We start from the raw sequence: 15,168 nt of genomic DNA, 5'->3' as shown, positions 1-15,168 counted from the left end.
TATGAAGAGACTGTTATCTGCAACACTAGCGATTGCACTGCTGGCAGGTTGTAGTTCTGCTCCACAAATTGTTTGGCAGGAAAATAGCCAAGTCACAATGAATCAAGTGAGCATTGAGCTTAAGAGTAACCTTTGGGTGAACCTAATGCCAACCATTGGTGAAGTGCAAGAACAGAACGTACACGGTGCTTTGTATTTACAAGCAAACAAAGATTTGCCTGCGAACTTGACGGTTGATGCTCTGATCATTAAACAAGGTGACTCTGAGTGGCAGATAAATGGTGACTTGCTAGAACTACGTACGCACAGTGAAAACCAATGGGAAGTGGTGTTTGTGTGGCAGATTGAAGCTAATATGGAAAATCCAGTTGATATTGCACTGCTACTTGACGATGCTGGGAAACAAGCTTGGTTAGTCGAAAAAGGCATCCGAATCGACAAGGTGTACTGAATATACCAAATCGAAGGTAGAAAAAGGGCTTGCTCATGGAGCAAGCCCTTATTATTTGTTCTGGGGCAGATTAGTCTTCTAGATCGCCACAGAAGCGGTAACCTTCACCGTGAATAGTCGCGATGATTTCTGGCGTACCTGATACAGATTCGAAGTGCTTACGAATACGACGGATCGTTACGTCTACAGTGCGGTCATGTGGTTTAAGCTCACGACCAGTCATCTTCTTAAGAAGATCCGCTCGAGTTTGAATCTTACCAGGGTTCTCACAGAAGTGCAGTAGTGCGCGGAATTCAGAACGAGGTAGTTTGTAGCTATCACCAGCAGGGCTCACTAGCGAGCGACTGTTGATGTCTAGCACCCAGCCGTTAAACTCGTATTTTTCTACCGAACGTTTCTCTTCTTGCACTGCATTGCTGCTCATAGAGCGGCTCAGTAGGTTACGAGCACGGATAGTCAATTCGCGAGGGTTGAATGGTTTTGTGATGTAATCATCAGCACCAATTTCAAGACCTAGGATCTTGTCTACTTCATTGTCACGACCAGTTAGGAACATCAGTGCGATGTTCGCTTGCTCGCGTAGTTCACGAGCTAGCAGGAGGCCATTTTTGCCTGGAAGATTAATGTCCATAATGACCAAGTTGATTGCATTTCCTGACAATACTTGGTGCATCTCTTCACCGTCACTGGCTTCAAAAACAGCGTATCCCTCTGCTTCAAAAATACTCTTAAGAGTGTTACGAGTTACTTGCTCATCTTCTACGATAAGGATCTGCGGGGTTTGCATTGGCGGTACCTAAATTTGTGACAAAATTGTGCTAATAGAATAAATTCTAGGCAAAAATATAACATACAGGTAATGTGATTTTGATAATAAATCAACTTGTTCAAAAAAACACTTCTTTCAGCTATTCGCCTTCCGTGGAATTTTGCCAACTCACCAGTATCCAATGGCGACGTTTATTCTAAAGGGCTTGTTTACCGTTCAACTCCTATCTGACAGGGACTTTAGAACGTGAACACCCTAAGACATGGTGCGGATTTTATATTGTTAACAGCATGCTAACAATGCTCAAATGTTAATTCCATGCAGTTTGTTGATTTACATCAATTGATGAAATGTAACAGTTATTAATTGCTTAAAGGTTATGATAGAAAAAAGTAACGCGAGCATAGACGCAAAGTTATGGAATGCTTATGCAGGTTCAGTGTTTCGGTTTAAGACTCAATGGCAGGTTTCAAGCTATGCAGTGATAACCGCTTGGAACCCTAATAGTAATCAGCGGTCAAAAGAAGAGAATTGCATAAGTAATCAGGCGTTAGAAAAACAGCTAAACCACGTCAATTATGTGCCAGTTACCGTTGGTGATGATTCGTTTGAGTGGTATGAAGAAAGCTATGCGGTTGAACTTTCACCAGCGGAAGCCATTATTTTGGCTAAAACGTTTGATCAAAATGCCATTTACTATGTTGTCAATGGCGTACTCTACCTCATCGCCTGCGTAGAACCTTTGGTACGGAAAAAGATTGGTGCAATCGAGGAGAGACTGGTGTAGCAAAATACGATTCGCTGGAGCGCTGCTCGGGCGATAAAATTCATGGAGGATATATGAGAGACATAACCCCCGATATTTGCGATCAATTTGAAGAGCAAGTGATGTTACTGAATTTGCCACTGCAGAGCTTTGGTGGACGTTCGGCGTTCTTTGGTGAAATTGTCACGATACGTTGTTATCACGATAATTCAAAAGTTCGCGAAGTTTTGGAACAAAATGGGACGGGAAAAGTGCTTATTGTGGATGGGCATGGCTCGTGCCAAAAAGCATTACTTGGCGATCAGCTCGCTATGCTCGGTGTTGAAAATGGCTGGGAAGGCATCATCGTTTATGGCGCAATACGTGATGTGGCACAGCTCTCTCAAATGACGATTGGCGTCCAAGCGCTCGGAACTTGTCCCTTTAAAACCGAGAAACGAGGTATGGGAGAGGTGGATGTAACGCTTACCATGCAGAACCAAATCGTTCAGCCAAAACACTACGTTTATGCGGATTTAAATGGGGTGTTGACTTCTAAAGAGGTGTTTGATGTTTAGAAACGAAAACCTAATCCAACTTCAAAGCCTTGTTGCCAGTCTTGATAATCTAATGTTGCGTGAAGATCTAAACTCTCGGTGATCTTTACTCGGCTCGATACTTCGGCAGCAAGGTTGCGATCTTCTTCGCGCACGCCCTCCACCGTTTCACCTTTGTATGAACGAACGGTACTCTTTACGGTCACGCGATCATTAAAGTGATAGCTGATCCCACTGAGAAAACCACTTTGGTTTTGAGTTGGGGAGTTGTTCACACGAGCGCCAACGTAAAGATCAACAGAATCAAACAGTTCGTATGAGTAACCACCATCAATATTCCACACATCGAAATGGTCGTTTTGGAAGTTTTCACTTGAAATGAAAAGTTTGTGAGGTGATGACACCGTTTTTCCTGGAAGATAAGGTAGGACATTTGCCAAGGAAATGCTAGGCACAATAGATAGCAACAGAAAAATCCATTTTTTCATGTCGACCACTCCTTATGTCTAACTTTGTTATTAGTATTAGCTGAAAGCTTTCACTATTAAAGCATAGAATATGAAAGCTAGCTCATTAATTTGACGATATGTTTGATCCTATAGGGCTTGATCACGATTTACTTGTGTTGAATTGCATTAGAGAGTGATCAATTCTTTGATCTTGTCCTTTGCTGCCAAGCTCAGCCATCTTTGAGTTAAACTCTTTTTCTTTGTAGGAAGCGTACTCACATACGTACAGAAAAATGAATTATCGGCAAAGTGCTTTCTCGTGATTGTTCTTTAATTTCAATAGGGTTACTTAGAATAAACCGCTGAAAGACCGAAGAATAGACAACTTTTTATTGACTCGGCATGGGAAAGTCGGTAAACGTAGAGTTAAGTAAACGCGAAATTATCGTTGAATATTTATGACACCTAGTAACTTAGTAGCAATAACCATGACCATTATTATTACCGACACATCGCATGTTGGGGCAGGCTGCTGAGCGAAAGAAATTCAAAAAAAAGGCCTGTATCCAACAAGATACAGGCCTTTTTTTATGCTTTTTTAAACGAAATTTAGACAGAATTAAGCAGATACATCGGAGGAAGGGATGCGAGTATTGAAGTTTGGCGGTTCATCACTAGCGGATGCAGAGCGCTTTTTAAGAGCTGCGGATATTATTGCGAATAACGCTCAACAAGAAGAAGTAGCCGTTGTGCTATCGGCTCCGGGGAAAACGACGAATAAGCTTGTTGCCGTGATTGAAGGAGCACTACGTAACGGAGAAGCTGAGCTACAAATTAATGAGTTGGAAGAGTCATTTAAAACACTTTTAGCCCAGATCCAAACGGTATTGCCGGGTATTGACGCCGCGGCATACGATAACCAAGTCAAAACCTCACTTTCCCAGCTGCGCCAGTTTGTTCACGGTATTAACCTTTTAGGCATGTGCCCAAATAATGTCAATGCACGCATCATTAGCAAAGGTGAGCGTATTTCTATTCAGTTGATGAAAGCAGTGCTTGAAGCCAAAGGACAGCCAGCAAGCCTGATTGATCCAGTTGAATACCTATATGCGAAGGGCGACCACTTAGAAGCAATGGTCGACGTTGAAGTTTCTACTCAAAACTTCCGCCAAAAACCACTGGTGCAAGGTCATGTAAACATCATGCCTGGTTTTACCGCCGGGAATGAAAAAGGCGAGTTGGTTACCCTAGGTCGTAATGGTTCTGATTATTCTGCAGCGGTTCTTGCAGCGTGTCTTCGTGCTGATTGCTGCGAAATTTGGACAGATGTAGACGGTGTTTATAACTGTGACCCACGCTTAGTTGAAGATGCTCGCCTGCTTAAATCTCTTAGCTACCAAGAAGCGATGGAGCTTTCTTACTTCGGTGCATCCGTTCTGCACCCGAAAACCATTGCACCCATCGCACAATTCCATATCCCATGTCTGATCAAAAATAGCTTCAACCCACAAGGTGCGGGCACGCTGATTGGTCAGGACACGGGTGAAGATAACCTAGCTATCAAAGGCATCACGACGCTAAACGACCTGACAATGGTCAACGTATCAGGCCCTGGCATGAAAGGCATGGTGGGCATGGCAAGCCGTGTTTTTGGTGCCATGTCTTCTGCAGGTGTGTCTATTGTACTTATCACTCAATCCTCTTCTGAGTATAGCATCAGCTTCTGTATTGAAGCGGAAGATAAACTAAAAGCGCAGCAGGTACTTGCCGAAGCGTTTGAATTGGAATTGAAAGATGGCTTATTAGAACCTGTAGAGTTCATTGACGACGTGTCTATCGTGACGCTAGTGGGTGATGGTATGCGTACTTCACGTGGCGTCGCTTCTCGCTTCTTTTCTTCTCTTGCTGAAGTGAACGTCAACATCGTAGCGATCGCACAGGGGTCATCTGAACGTGCTATTTCAGCGGTTATCCCAGAAGATAAAATCTCTGAAGCGATCAAAGCGTGTCACGAAAACCTATTTAACTCAAAGCACTTCCTCGATGTCTTCGTTGTTGGTATTGGCGGCGTTGGTGGTGAGCTGGTGGATCAGATTGAACGCCAACAAGCGAAGCTTGCGGAGAAAGGCATTGTGATTCGCGTATGTGGCTTGGCAAACAGCAAAGGTCTTCTACTTGATAGTGAAGGTCTGCCTCTAGAGCATTGGCGTGACCGTATGTCGGCAGCAACTGAAGAGTTCAGCCTAGCGCGTCTGATTTCTTTGGTTCAGCGTAACCACATCATCAACCCAGTATTGGTTGACTGTACTTCAAGTGAAGATATCGCAAACCAATACGCTGATTTCCTAGCTGCTGGCTTCCACGTGGTGACGCCAAACAAGAAAGCAAACACAGCAAGCATGACTTACTATCATCAGCTTCGCGATGTTGCGCGCAGCTCACGTCGTAAGCTGATGTACGAAACAACCGTAGGCGCTGGTCTACCGGTAATCGAAAACCTGCAAAACCTAATCTCAGCTGGTGATGAACTTGAGCGCTTCAGTGGCATCCTTTCTGGCTCTCTATCTTACATCTTCGGTAAGTTAGATGAAGGTATGAGTTTAAGTCAAGCAACCAACATCGCTAAGCAAAACGGCTTTACGGAACCTGATCCTCGCGACGATCTATCAGGTATGGACGTGGCGCGTAAGCTGCTTATCCTTGCTCGTGAAGCGGGTATGTCGCTAGAGCTAGAAGACGTTGTGGTTGATCAAGCTCTGCCACCAGGCTTTGATGATTCAGGCAGTGTTGATGAATTCATGGCGCGCTTACCAGAAGCGGATGCGTACTTTAAAGAGCTATCAGCTAAAGCGGCAGAAGAGGGCAAAGTGTTGCGCTACGTTGGTGAAATCGTTGATGGTAAGTGCACAGTCAGCATTGCAGCCGTGGATGAAAATGACCCAATGTTTAAGATCAAAGACGGTGAAAATGCACTGGCATTCTACAGCCGCTACTATCAACCAATTCCACTCGTGCTGCGTGGTTATGGTGCGGGTACTGAAGTAACGGCAGCTGGCGTATTCTCTGATGTGATGCGTACTTTAGGTTGGAAGTTAGGGGTATAACCACAATGAGTTCAAGTGATATGGGTGTTGTAGTTTATGCTCCAGCATCAATAGGTAATGTAAGCGTTGGTTTCGACGTTCTGGGGGCGGCAGTGTCCCCAGTTGATGGCACATTATTGGGTGACAGTGTCTTGGTTAAATCTGGGCCTGAGCCGTTCAGCCTAAAGACGGCTGGTGATTTTGTTGAGAAGTTACCAACCGAGCCAAAAGAGAACATCGTTTACGATTGTTGGGTAGTGTTTGCCCGTGAGCTAGACAAAAAAGGCATCGAGCTAAAGCCACTTGAAATGACGCTAGAAAAGAACATGCCAATTGGCTCAGGTTTAGGCTCAAGTGCTTGTTCTATCGTTGCTGCGTTAGATGCATTAAACCGATTCCATGGTCAGCCGCTTAACGAGACAGAGTTACTGTCGCTGATGGGAGAAATGGAAGGCAAGATCTCTGGTGGGATTCACTACGATAACGTCGCGCCGTGTTACCTTGGTGGTGTGCAATTGATGCTTGAAGAGTTGGGCATCATCAGCCAAGAAGTGCCTTGCTTTGACGATTGGTACTGGGTGATGGCGTATCCGGGCATCAAAGTGTCCACAGCGGAAGCGCGTGAGATCCTACCATCTCAATACCGCCGACAAGATATCATTGCTCATGGTCGTCACCTTGCGGGCTTTATTCATGCGTGTCATTCTGGTCAGCCAGAACTTGCTGCAAAAATGATCAAAGACGTGATCGCAGAACCGTATCGTGAGAAACTGCTTCCAGGGTTTGCGAATGCACGTCAATACGCCGCATCTGCGGGTGCACTGGCAACGGGTATTTCTGGCAGTGGTCCGACATTGTTCAGTATTTGCAAAGAGAAAGATGTCGCTGAGCGAGTTGCTCGCTGGTTAGAACAGAACTACGTACAAAACGAAGAGGGATTCGTCCACGTTTGTCGTCTCGATAAGCAGGGTTCGAAAGTAACAGGAAGTGAGCTATGAAGCTTTACAATATAAAAGAAAATGATGAACAAGTTTCCTTTGGCCAAGCCGTTCGCCAAGGGCTAGGCCGTAACCAAGGTCTATTTTTCCCATCGGAATTACCAAAATTTGAAGACGTTGATGCGCTACTGGCAGAAGACTTTGTCTCTCGTAGCACGAAAATCCTATCAGCACTGATTGGTGATGAGCTGACGGAAGAGCAAGTAAACGCATTGGTTGATGCTGCATTCCAATTCCCAGCACCAATCAATCAAGTGAAAGACGGTGTTTACGCATTGGAGCTTTTCCATGGTCCAACGCTCGCATTTAAAGACTTTGGTGGACGCTTTATGGCGCAATCACTTGCAGCCGTTTCGGACGGCGGCAAAATCACCATTCTGACGGCGACTTCTGGCGACACTGGCGCAGCCGTTGCACACGCTTTCTACGGTATGGAAGACATCAACGTTGTGATTCTTTACCCGAAAGGCAAGATCAGCCCACTGCAAGAGAAGCTATTCTGTACGCTTGGTAAGAACATTCATACCGTCGCGATTGATGGCGACTTCGATGCGTGTCAGGCGCTTGTTAAGCAAGCTTTTGATGATGCAGCACTGCGTGAAGAGATCGGTCTGAACTCTGCAAACTCAATCAACATCAGCCGCTTGATGGCGCAAATCTGTTACTACTTTGAAGCCGCGGCGCAAATGAGCAAGCAAGAGCGTGAAAACCTAGTGGTGTCTGTACCAAGCGGTAACTTTGGTAACCTAACCGCAGGTCTACTGGCAAAAGCACTGGGTCTGCCTATTAAACGCTTTATCGCTGCAACTAATGCGAATGACACTGTGCCACGTTACCTAGAAACGGGTAAGTGGGAGCCAAAACCAACGGTTGCAACGACATCAAACGCAATGGATGTAAGCCAACCAAACAACTGGCCTCGTATCGAAGAGCTATGCCGCGTGAAAGAGTGGGGCTTGGAGACGCTAGGTAAAGGTGCGGTTTCAGATGAGCAGAGCGCACAATCTGTGAAAAATCTTTACTCACTCGGCTACCTATGTGAACCGCACGGTGCGATTGCTTACTGCGTTCTCGAAGAGCAACTGCAAGAAGGTGAAACTGGTCTGTTCTTATGTACTGCTCACCCTGCGAAGTTCAAAGAAGTGGTGGATGATATTCTACAGTCAGACATCGATCTTCCAGCTCCGCTAGCAAAACACGCTGCGATGGAACTGCTATCAGAAGATCTTGACGCAGACTTTGATGCATTGAAACAAGTGTTGCACCGCGTACAGTAAGTAACAAAAGAGGAACAACTAAAAAAGGTGGAGTGCGATCTCCACCTTTTTGTTCAAAGAAAAACGGCGCTCTCAGAGCGCCGTTTTTAAAATCTTACTGACGAATGTCTCTATTATAGAGACTCAGTAAACGTACGAGCGATTACGTCACGTTGCTGCTCTGTAGTTAGCGAGTTGAAACGTACTGCGTAACCAGAAACACGGATAGTCAGCTGTGGGTAGTTCTCTGGGTGAGCCACTGCGTCTTCTAGCGTTTCACGCTTAAGAACGTTCACGTTTAGGTGTTGGCCACCTTCGATGCGTGGAGCCGTTTCGATTGCCACTTCACGGCTTTCGTATTCACCTAGATCGCTGATTGCGATAACTTGGTCAGCGTCGTAGCCAGTCGCCGCAGCCACACAACGTGCTTCGTTCTTCTCGCTATCTAGTAGCCAGATTGAGTTTAGTAGTTCGTCGTTAGCTGCTTTAGTAATTTGGATACCTTGGATCATTACTGTCTCCTAGACCACTTCTGTGGTGATTATTGGTGTTAATTTTCGATTTTTTGTTGAGCTAGGTATTATATAGCTAATATCCACTATATTAATATTGATTTAGGTCAAAAAAACACTAAAAACCTTAACTTTTAGGGGGTGATTTTCTTGAGTTAAATCAATAAAACGTTTGAAAACATACTGTTTACAATTTATTTGATAATATAAAAAATATTTAAAAGTTAAATTTGTTGTAAATTTACTACATTTTTGGTTTAAAATTTAACCATAAGTATGTAACGCTCTGTATTTTGGTAACCACACTGAAAGTCAAAAGTGATTAAATGACAAACATGAAAAACAAGTTCGGAAACAAATTTATTGGTGCGCACGTGTCTGCTGCGGGTGGTGTCGATCAAGCCCCTTTGCGTGCGAAAGAAATTGGTGCAAATGCGTTTGCTCTGTTTACGAAGAATCAGCGCCAGTGGGTAGCAAAACCATTGGAAGAAAAAACCATTCGAGCATTTAAAGCCAATTGCAAGATGCTAGGCTTTAGCGCAGAACATATTCTTCCACACGACTCTTACCTGATTAACTTGGGCGCGCCCGAAGAAGAGAAGCTCAGCAAATCACGCGCGGCCTTTATTGATGAAATGGAGCGCTGCAATCAGCTCGGTTTAACGCTGCTAAATTTCCACCCAGGCAGTCACTTAAGAAAAGTCTCTGAGCAGGAGTGTTTGGCGACGATCGCAGAGTCGATCAACCTCGCACATAAAGCCGTGCCAAATGTGATTGCTGTCATTGAGAACACGGCTGGTCAAGGAACCAATCTTGGCTGGAAGTTCGAACAGTTAGCTGAAATCATCGCTCAAGTGAAAGACAAAGAGCGCGTTGGTGTATGTCTCGATACTTGCCACACCTTCACGGCGGGTTATGACCTACGCACCAAAGAGGATTGTGAGCATACTTTCGCTGAGTTCGATCGCATCGTTGGCATGCACTATTTAAGAGCAATGCATCTTAATGATTCAAAAGTGGCGTTTGCGAGCAAGGTCGATCGCCACCATTCACTGGGTAAAGGTGAAATTGGTTGGAGTTGTTTTGAGTACATCGCGAAAGATCCGCGCTTCGATGGTATACCACTGATTTTAGAGACAATTGAACCTGATCTTTGGCCGCAGGAAATCCATGCATTGCGCCAGTTTTACATGGAGGAAATGGTGAATAGTTAGTGCAACAGTAAAGTTGGCATCCTTCTTTCTTAGTGACAATGGTTGAGCTGTTTACTGCTCTGCTCAATTCGCTTCTATACTATCCAAATGGGGCTGCACCAGTTAGGAGGATGACACTATGTCTCGAGCTGCTTCTTTTACTCTCGCAACACACGGAAAGCGTGTATTACGCTTACCTACACCCAACCGACATATCTCTGGTCAAGGGCACTTTCGGACTCCGCAGAAACACTAATTGATATTACTGCTCTTAAGTTGATAGGAAGTTTTGTTAGAATGTTGGCAAACTTTAGGGCAGGAATACTCCATGAATCAGTCACTTATTTGGCACGATGTAATCGGCGAAGAAAAACAGCAAAGCTACCTTATTGATACGCTAAATTTTGTTGAAGCAGAACGCGCGTCTGGCAAAGCGATTTTTCCTCCAGAAGACGATGTATTTAACGCATTTTGCTTGACTGAGTTCAATGATGTGAAGGTGGTTATTTTAGGGCAGGATCCTTATCACGGTCCAAATCAGGCGCATGGTTTGTGTTTTTCTGTGTTGCCAGGCATTAAAACGCCCCCATCTTTGGTGAATATGTACAAAGAACTAGCCCAAGATATTGATGGGTTTCAAATTCCGCAGCATGGTTTTTTGCAAAGTTGGGCTGAGCAAGGTGTGTTGCTGCTTAATACGGTATTGACCGTAGAACAAGGTAAGGCGCATTCGCACTCAAAAATCGGTTGGGAGACATTTACCGATCGAGTCATTGAAGCGATCAATCAACATCAGCATGGAGTCATATTCTTACTTTGGGGATCACACGCACAGAAGAAAGGACGTTTTATTGATCGTTCTAAACATCATGTGCTTGCCGCGCCTCATCCATCGCCGTTGTCTGCTCATCGAGGCTTCTTCGGCTGCCAGCATTTCTCACAAGCTAACCAGTTATTGATAGAGCAGGGCAAGGAGCCTATTAATTGGCATTTACCCATGAAGGCATAAGACAATATATTTTTAGCTTAAGGGGCTGCTGAGAGTAGAGCTACCATAGCATTACTGTTGTTGTTTTTTTGAACGGCGTCGACGCTGATATTCTGTTTCTCATATACACTTAATAAAAGTAGGTGCTAAGGAGAGACGCTATGATGCTCGAAAGAATCAGACGTGAACACGGCTATATGGTTCGTTTGTTGGCGATATTGCGCCACAAACTGAAGGAGATACAGCAAGAACATCCCATCAACTACTCGTTGGTGAGTGAGATTGTGGATTACTTGTCTAATCATTCTGAGAAGATCCATCACCCTAAAGAAGACATTCTTTATCATTACTTTCTTGAGCATTATGGGCAGCAAAAAAACATAGAAAACTTGGAATTAGAACACCAAGAACTTGCTGAAAAGACTAAGCAGTTTGCACTTGTCGTTGATATGATTTTACAAGACGCTGTCGTTCCTCAGGAGATGTTTGCTCGACAGTTAGAAGATTTTATTACCAGTCAAAAGCGTCACCTCGACATGGAGGAGAGAAAAATCTTACCATTGATAGAGGCATTGTTTACGACAGAGGACTGGCAATATGTCGAAAGTCAATGGCAGGAAAATGAGGACGATCCAGTCTTTGGCGACACTATCGCGGATCGCTATAAACAGTTAGCTGAACGTGTTCGCCAGAATGACAAGGAGTTCGTTTGACCTGCAGTTTGCGTCAAGTGAACGTTTGCCATTGTTGTGGTTTATTTTGTGCCTTTCTTATTTGGTGAGAAATTATCTAAATTTTAAACTTAGTAAACATGACAGAAAACTAAAGCATATTCTTACTAGGTGAGAATATGCTTTATTTAGGTGATTTTAGGCTGGTTAACCTTAGTCGTTTCATCTATTTATAAATGAAAAAGGCACCGTCAAGGTGCCTTTTGTCTGAATTAAAGTTTGATATCCTCTAAGGATATATCGTGACAGACATCCAGTTCTTTTAACTCCTTGAGCAGGTTACGTCTGTCGTTCATTTCCTCAATCTCACGCCATTTTCGCTTGATTCGTTTATTTCGAGGGCGAGTTGCAGAGCTAGTATCTAGGTCAAATGCATCATCGAGTTGAAAGCCTTCCATAAGCCACCTTACCTTTTATATCCAAACTAGTCAGTGTGGAGCTTTTTTATTACCATAATCACTGTAAGGGTAACCATGATATATTTCGCATTTGTGTCTCTAAGGTGACACTTTCATGTAAAAATACACACAGAATCACACTTTTTATGTATATGAAATGGAGAGAAAATAAGTGAACGAGCGCAAGAAAACGATTAAATAGTACGATCGCGTTTGTTAATTTGAGTCCTATAATGTGTACCTTGCCCAAGGGAGACTGTTGCATAAAGCCGACTCAATGATGTGCCGTTTAATACCCACTTCCCCGACAGGTTAGAATTTGGCGCATCACTTGTGGTTGCTAGCTTTCCCTCATACCTATGTAATTCTACGTTCCTCATTCAGCACTGGGCGACACGTTGCTGTTTTGTTGGTTTTGTATTTCCATTTGAGTGCGCTTCGGTTGTTGTTGTGTTTTTTCTTTGTACTCTTATGGTGAAAAGTAACATTGATGCCTCACCTGTTGCATATTGATTTTTGCTTGTTGAGGCTGCATTATCCGCCCGTCAAAAAATACGCGGGTACGTAAAATGGATGCATGAAGCGACGTTTACGATTCTAGATTGCGCAATAAACATTATTCAAAAAGCTAAGCACACTTTGACACTTAGCAGGCAATCTGGTGGATGGCTTGGACGCACAGACCGGCGCAACTCACTTTGAGGTACACATGACAGACTTAATCAATTTGATGAACGATCTCCTTTGGGGGTCGATTCTTGTTTATCTTCTTGTTGGTGTAGGGATCTACTTCACCGTTCGATTGGGATTCATTCAATTCCGCCATTTTGGCCACATGTTCTCGGTTCTTAAAAACAGCCGTAGAGCAGACAAAGCAGGTATCTCTTCTTTCCAAGCACTTTGTACCAGTCTTGCTGCACGTGTCGGCACTGGCAACATGGCTGGTGTTGCTGTCGCTCTAACTGCAGGTGGCCCTGGGGCAATCTTCTGGATGTGGTTGATTGCCATGCTAGGTATGGCCACGTCGTTTGCGGAAAGTACGCTAGCACAGCTATACAAAACCAAAGACGATGACGGAAATTACCGTGGTGGTCCAGCATACTATATGGAAAAAGGCTTGGGCATGCGCTGGATGGGCGTGTTGTTCTCAATTTTCCTTATCATCGCTTTTGGTTTGGTATTTAATGCCGTTCAAGCAAACTCAATCGCTAATGCAATGAGCACCGCATTTGGCTGGGATGACCTATATGTGGGTATCGCGGTAGTGCTACTTTCTGCGGTGGTTATTTTTGGTGGTATTAAACGTATCGCAAGAGTCGCTGAGCTGGTGGTTCCTATTATGGCACTGGCTTACTTAGTACTTGCGTTGTTCGTGATGTTCTCTAATCTAGACAAGCTACCAGACGTGCTAATGCTTATCTTCAAGAGTGCGTTCGGTCTGCAAGAAGCAGCAGCTGGTGGTCTGGGCTACGCAATTGCACAGGCGATGATCAACGGAATCAAACGCGGTCTATTCTCGAACGAAGCGGGTATGGGTTCTGCGCCAAACGCAGCAGCATCAGCAACGCCTTACCCGCCACACCCTGCGTCTCAAGGTTATGTACAGATGCTAGGCGTGTTCATGGATACGATTGTTATCTGTTCTGCGACGGTAGCGATCATCCTGATGTCAGGTGAGTACGTTGGCCAAGCAACGGAAGTAACAGGTATCGAGCTAACTCAGCGCGCATTGAGCTCACAAGTGGGTGATTGGGGAAGCATCTTTGTTGCGGTAGCGATCTTCTTCTTCGCGTTTACGTCAATCATTGCAAACTACTCATACGCTGAAACGAACCTAATCTTCCTCGAGCACAACCACAAAGCAGGTCTAGGCATTTTCCGTATCGTTGTACTAGGCATGGTGATGTTCGGTGCACTAGCTTCTCTACCAGTGGTTTGGTCACTCGCTGACGTCTCTATGGGTTTGATGGCGATAGTGAACTTGGTGGCAATTATACTGCTGTCAGGCATCGTGATTAAGTTGGCGAAAGATTACAACCGTCAATTAGATGAAGGTAAAGTACCAACGTTTGATGTCAACGATTTTCCTGAGCTTAAATCTCAGCTAGAAGATGGCATTTGGGACAACACAAAGAAAGAAGACTAAGTGACGTCCAATCATCGTTGAAAGCTATCAACACGATTCAAAAAGCCATGCAGACAATGCATGGCTTTTTTTGTACCCTAATGGAAAATAAAATTAGGGAAGTTAAAGTCATGCTTATCGTCGTTTCTCCTGCTAAAACGCTTGATTACGAATCACCACTCGCGACCGAGAAGTTTACTCAACCAGACTTGGTTAGCTATTCAAAAGAGCTGATCGAGGTATGCCGTAAGTTAACACCTGCCGACGTGGCATCACTGATGAAAGTAAGCGATAAGATCGCTGATTTGAATGTGGGCCGTTTCCAAGAGTGGAGTGAGACCTTCACTACAGATAATGCGCGCCAAGCGATTCTTGCGTTTAAAGGTGATGTGTACACTGGTCTTGAAGCAGAAACCCTTTCTGATGCCGATTTCGATTACGCTCAAGATCACTTACGCATGCTGTCTGGCTTATACGGTCTGCTTAAGCCGCTTGATTTGATGCAACCATACCGTCTTGAGATGGGCACTAAGCTTGCGAACGATAAAGGCAGCAACCTTTATCAGTTCTGGGGGAACGTGATTACCGATAAGCTGAATGAAGCCATTGCAGCACAAGGCGATAATGTTCTGATCAACCTCGCATCGAATGAATACTTTAAAGCGGTCAAGCCGAAGAATTTGGATGCGCAAGTGATCACGCCAATCTTTAAAGATTGTAAGAATGGTCAATACAAGGTGATCAGCTTTTATGCGAAGAAAGCACGCGGCATGATGGCGCGTTACATCATTGAAAACCGAATAAAAAGTGTCGCGGACTTAACTCAGTTCAATACGGCGGGTTATTATTTCGTAGAAGAAGAGTCGACACCAACAGATTTGGTGTTTAAGCGCGAAGAGCAAAACTGATCACG

At 44.4% G+C, this 15,168-nt stretch carries 15 protein-coding genes and 1 other annotated feature; of the genes, 11 read left to right on the top strand and 4 right to left on the bottom strand.

The genetic code is table 11. The features are described from left to right. The first annotated feature begins 1 nt into the window (after position 1). On the top strand, positions 2 to 451 hold the full coding sequence (locus ACVA54_RS07990; RefSeq protein WP_099078891.1) for a lipoprotein: 450 nt from the start codon (positions 2 to 4) through the stop codon (positions 449 to 451). A gap of 70 nt (positions 452 to 521) precedes the next feature. Here ACVA54_RS07990 and arcA read toward each other — a convergent pair whose 3' ends face one another. Then, positions 522 to 1,238, bottom strand: a complete 717-nt coding sequence (arcA, locus tag ACVA54_RS07985; RefSeq protein ID WP_099078892.1) for a two-component system response regulator ArcA — start codon at positions 1,236 to 1,238, stop codon at positions 522 to 524. Positions 1,239 to 1,599: 361 nt separating this feature from the next. Here arcA and ACVA54_RS07980 point away from each other — a divergent pair, with 361 nt between their 5' ends. Beyond that, complete coding sequence (locus tag ACVA54_RS07980) at positions 1,600 to 2,007, top strand: DUF3293 domain-containing protein (RefSeq protein WP_119464070.1); 408 nt, start codon at positions 1,600 to 1,602, stop codon at positions 2,005 to 2,007. A gap of 53 nt (positions 2,008 to 2,060) precedes the next feature. Further along, on the top strand, positions 2,061 to 2,543 hold the full coding sequence (locus tag ACVA54_RS07975; protein ID WP_099078895.1) for a putative 4-hydroxy-4-methyl-2-oxoglutarate aldolase: 483 nt from the start codon (positions 2,061 to 2,063) through the stop codon (positions 2,541 to 2,543). Here the strand turns inward: ACVA54_RS07975 and ACVA54_RS07970 are convergent. Then, positions 2,540 to 3,010, bottom strand: coding sequence for a ribonuclease regulator (locus ACVA54_RS07970; RefSeq protein ID WP_172438093.1), 471 nt, complete (start codon positions 3,008 to 3,010; stop codon positions 2,540 to 2,542). The two genes, ACVA54_RS07975 and ACVA54_RS07970, sit on opposite strands and share 4 nt — an antisense overlap. Before the next feature lie 431 nt (positions 3,011 to 3,441). Then, positions 3,442 to 3,562: a sequence feature (Thr leader region), on the top strand. A 53-nt stretch (positions 3,563 to 3,615) separates the two neighbouring features. Here ACVA54_RS07970 and thrA point away from each other — a divergent pair. Genes thrA through thrC form a run of 3 tightly spaced genes read left to right on the top strand, consistent with a single transcriptional unit; the run spans position 3,616 to position 8,329 of the window. Then, the gene (thrA, locus tag ACVA54_RS07965; RefSeq protein ID WP_099078897.1) at positions 3,616 to 6,075 is read left to right on the top strand and encodes a bifunctional aspartate kinase/homoserine dehydrogenase I; all 2,460 of its coding nucleotides are present in this window, start codon (positions 3,616 to 3,618) and stop codon (positions 6,073 to 6,075) included. A 20-nt stretch (positions 6,076 to 6,095) separates the two neighbouring features. Further along, positions 6,096 to 7,052 carry a homoserine kinase gene (gene thrB / locus ACVA54_RS07960; protein WP_446649520.1) on the top strand — a complete coding sequence of 319 codons (957 nt, stop codon included), beginning with the start codon at positions 6,096 to 6,098 and terminating at the stop codon, positions 7,050 to 7,052. Further along, entirely contained in the window at positions 7,049 to 8,329 is a 1,281-nt protein-coding gene (gene thrC, locus ACVA54_RS07955; protein WP_446649510.1) for a threonine synthase, read from the top strand. The genes thrB and thrC overlap by 4 nt, the downstream gene beginning before the upstream one ends. A gap of 113 nt (positions 8,330 to 8,442) precedes the next feature. Here the strand turns inward: thrC and grcA are convergent, their stop codons facing one another. After that, positions 8,443 to 8,820 (bottom strand): autonomous glycyl radical cofactor GrcA, encoded by a 378-nt coding sequence (gene grcA / locus ACVA54_RS07950; RefSeq protein WP_099078900.1) that lies wholly within the window; start codon positions 8,818 to 8,820, stop codon positions 8,443 to 8,445. Between the two features lie 326 nt (positions 8,821 to 9,146). Between grcA and nfo the strand changes: the two genes are divergently transcribed. From nfo to ACVA54_RS07935, 3 genes are all read left to right on the top strand, one after another. Then, positions 9,147 to 10,034, top strand: a complete 888-nt coding sequence (nfo, locus tag ACVA54_RS07945) for a deoxyribonuclease IV (RefSeq protein ID WP_099078901.1) — start codon at positions 9,147 to 9,149, stop codon at positions 10,032 to 10,034. Between the two features lie 307 nt (positions 10,035 to 10,341). Next, positions 10,342 to 11,022: a uracil-DNA glycosylase gene (gene ung, locus ACVA54_RS07940; RefSeq protein WP_446649509.1), complete on the top strand. Its 681-nt coding sequence runs from the start codon at positions 10,342 to 10,344 to the stop codon at positions 11,020 to 11,022. Positions 11,023 to 11,162: 140 nt separating this feature from the next. After that, complete coding sequence (locus ACVA54_RS07935; protein WP_172438094.1) at positions 11,163 to 11,714, top strand: hemerythrin domain-containing protein; 552 nt, start codon at positions 11,163 to 11,165, stop codon at positions 11,712 to 11,714. 230 nt (positions 11,715 to 11,944) lie between these two features. Here ACVA54_RS07935 and ACVA54_RS07930 read toward each other — a convergent pair whose 3' ends face one another. Next, a complete protein-coding gene (locus ACVA54_RS07930) occupies positions 11,945 to 12,130 on the bottom strand; it encodes a DUF3545 family protein (protein ID WP_119464073.1) in 186 nt (61 codons plus the stop codon). A 709-nt stretch (positions 12,131 to 12,839) separates the two neighbouring features. On the opposite strand from ACVA54_RS07930, the gene ACVA54_RS07925 reads away from it, so the two are divergent. Together ACVA54_RS07925 and yaaA are read left to right on the top strand one after the other, a co-directional pair. Continuing rightward, positions 12,840 to 14,276, top strand: a complete 1,437-nt coding sequence (locus ACVA54_RS07925; RefSeq protein ID WP_099078955.1) for an alanine/glycine:cation symporter family protein — start codon at positions 12,840 to 12,842, stop codon at positions 14,274 to 14,276. A gap of 110 nt (positions 14,277 to 14,386) precedes the next feature. Continuing rightward, positions 14,387 to 15,163 carry a peroxide stress protein YaaA gene (gene yaaA, locus ACVA54_RS07920; RefSeq protein WP_099078956.1) on the top strand — a complete coding sequence of 259 codons (777 nt, stop codon included), beginning with the start codon at positions 14,387 to 14,389 and terminating at the stop codon, positions 15,161 to 15,163. Positions 15,164 to 15,168 lie beyond the last annotated feature (5 nt).

It is taken from the genome of Vibrio sp. PNB23_22_6, assembly GCF_052877535.1.
Note: the sequence above shows the minus strand (reverse complement) of the source record. Positions and strands in the feature narration are given on the sequence as shown.

What these genes read in the sequence shown, in the direction of transcription:
- ACVA54_RS07990 (WP_099078891.1), top strand. Translation starts at nt 2, where the DNA reads ATGAAGAGACTGTTATCTGCAACACTAGCGATTGCACTGCTGGCAGGT.
- arcA (WP_099078892.1), bottom strand. Translation starts at nt 1,238, where the DNA reads ATGCAAACCCCGCAGATCCTTATCGTAGAAGATGAGCAAGTAACTCGT.
- ACVA54_RS07980 (WP_119464070.1), top strand. Translation starts at nt 1,600, where the DNA reads ATGATAGAAAAAAGTAACGCGAGCATAGACGCAAAGTTATGGAATGCT.
- ACVA54_RS07975 (WP_099078895.1), top strand. Translation starts at nt 2,061, where the DNA reads ATGAGAGACATAACCCCCGATATTTGCGATCAATTTGAAGAGCAAGTG.
- ACVA54_RS07970 (WP_172438093.1), bottom strand. Translation starts at nt 3,010, where the DNA reads ATGAAAAAATGGATTTTTCTGTTGCTATCTATTGTGCCTAGCATTTCC.
- thrA (WP_099078897.1), top strand. Translation starts at nt 3,616, where the DNA reads ATGCGAGTATTGAAGTTTGGCGGTTCATCACTAGCGGATGCAGAGCGC.
- thrB (WP_446649520.1), top strand. Translation starts at nt 6,096, where the DNA reads ATGGGTGTTGTAGTTTATGCTCCAGCATCAATAGGTAATGTAAGCGTT.
- thrC (WP_446649510.1), top strand. Translation starts at nt 7,049, where the DNA reads ATGAAGCTTTACAATATAAAAGAAAATGATGAACAAGTTTCCTTTGGC.
- grcA (WP_099078900.1), bottom strand. Translation starts at nt 8,820, where the DNA reads ATGATCCAAGGTATCCAAATTACTAAAGCAGCTAACGACGAACTACTA.
- nfo (WP_099078901.1), top strand. Translation starts at nt 9,147, where the DNA reads ATGACAAACATGAAAAACAAGTTCGGAAACAAATTTATTGGTGCGCAC.
- ung (WP_446649509.1), top strand. Translation starts at nt 10,342, where the DNA reads ATGAATCAGTCACTTATTTGGCACGATGTAATCGGCGAAGAAAAACAG.
- ACVA54_RS07935 (WP_172438094.1), top strand. Translation starts at nt 11,163, where the DNA reads ATGATGCTCGAAAGAATCAGACGTGAACACGGCTATATGGTTCGTTTG.
- ACVA54_RS07930 (WP_119464073.1), bottom strand. Translation starts at nt 12,130, where the DNA reads ATGGAAGGCTTTCAACTCGATGATGCATTTGACCTAGATACTAGCTCT.
- ACVA54_RS07925 (WP_099078955.1), top strand. Translation starts at nt 12,840, where the DNA reads ATGACAGACTTAATCAATTTGATGAACGATCTCCTTTGGGGGTCGATT.
- yaaA (WP_099078956.1), top strand. Translation starts at nt 14,387, where the DNA reads ATGCTTATCGTCGTTTCTCCTGCTAAAACGCTTGATTACGAATCACCA.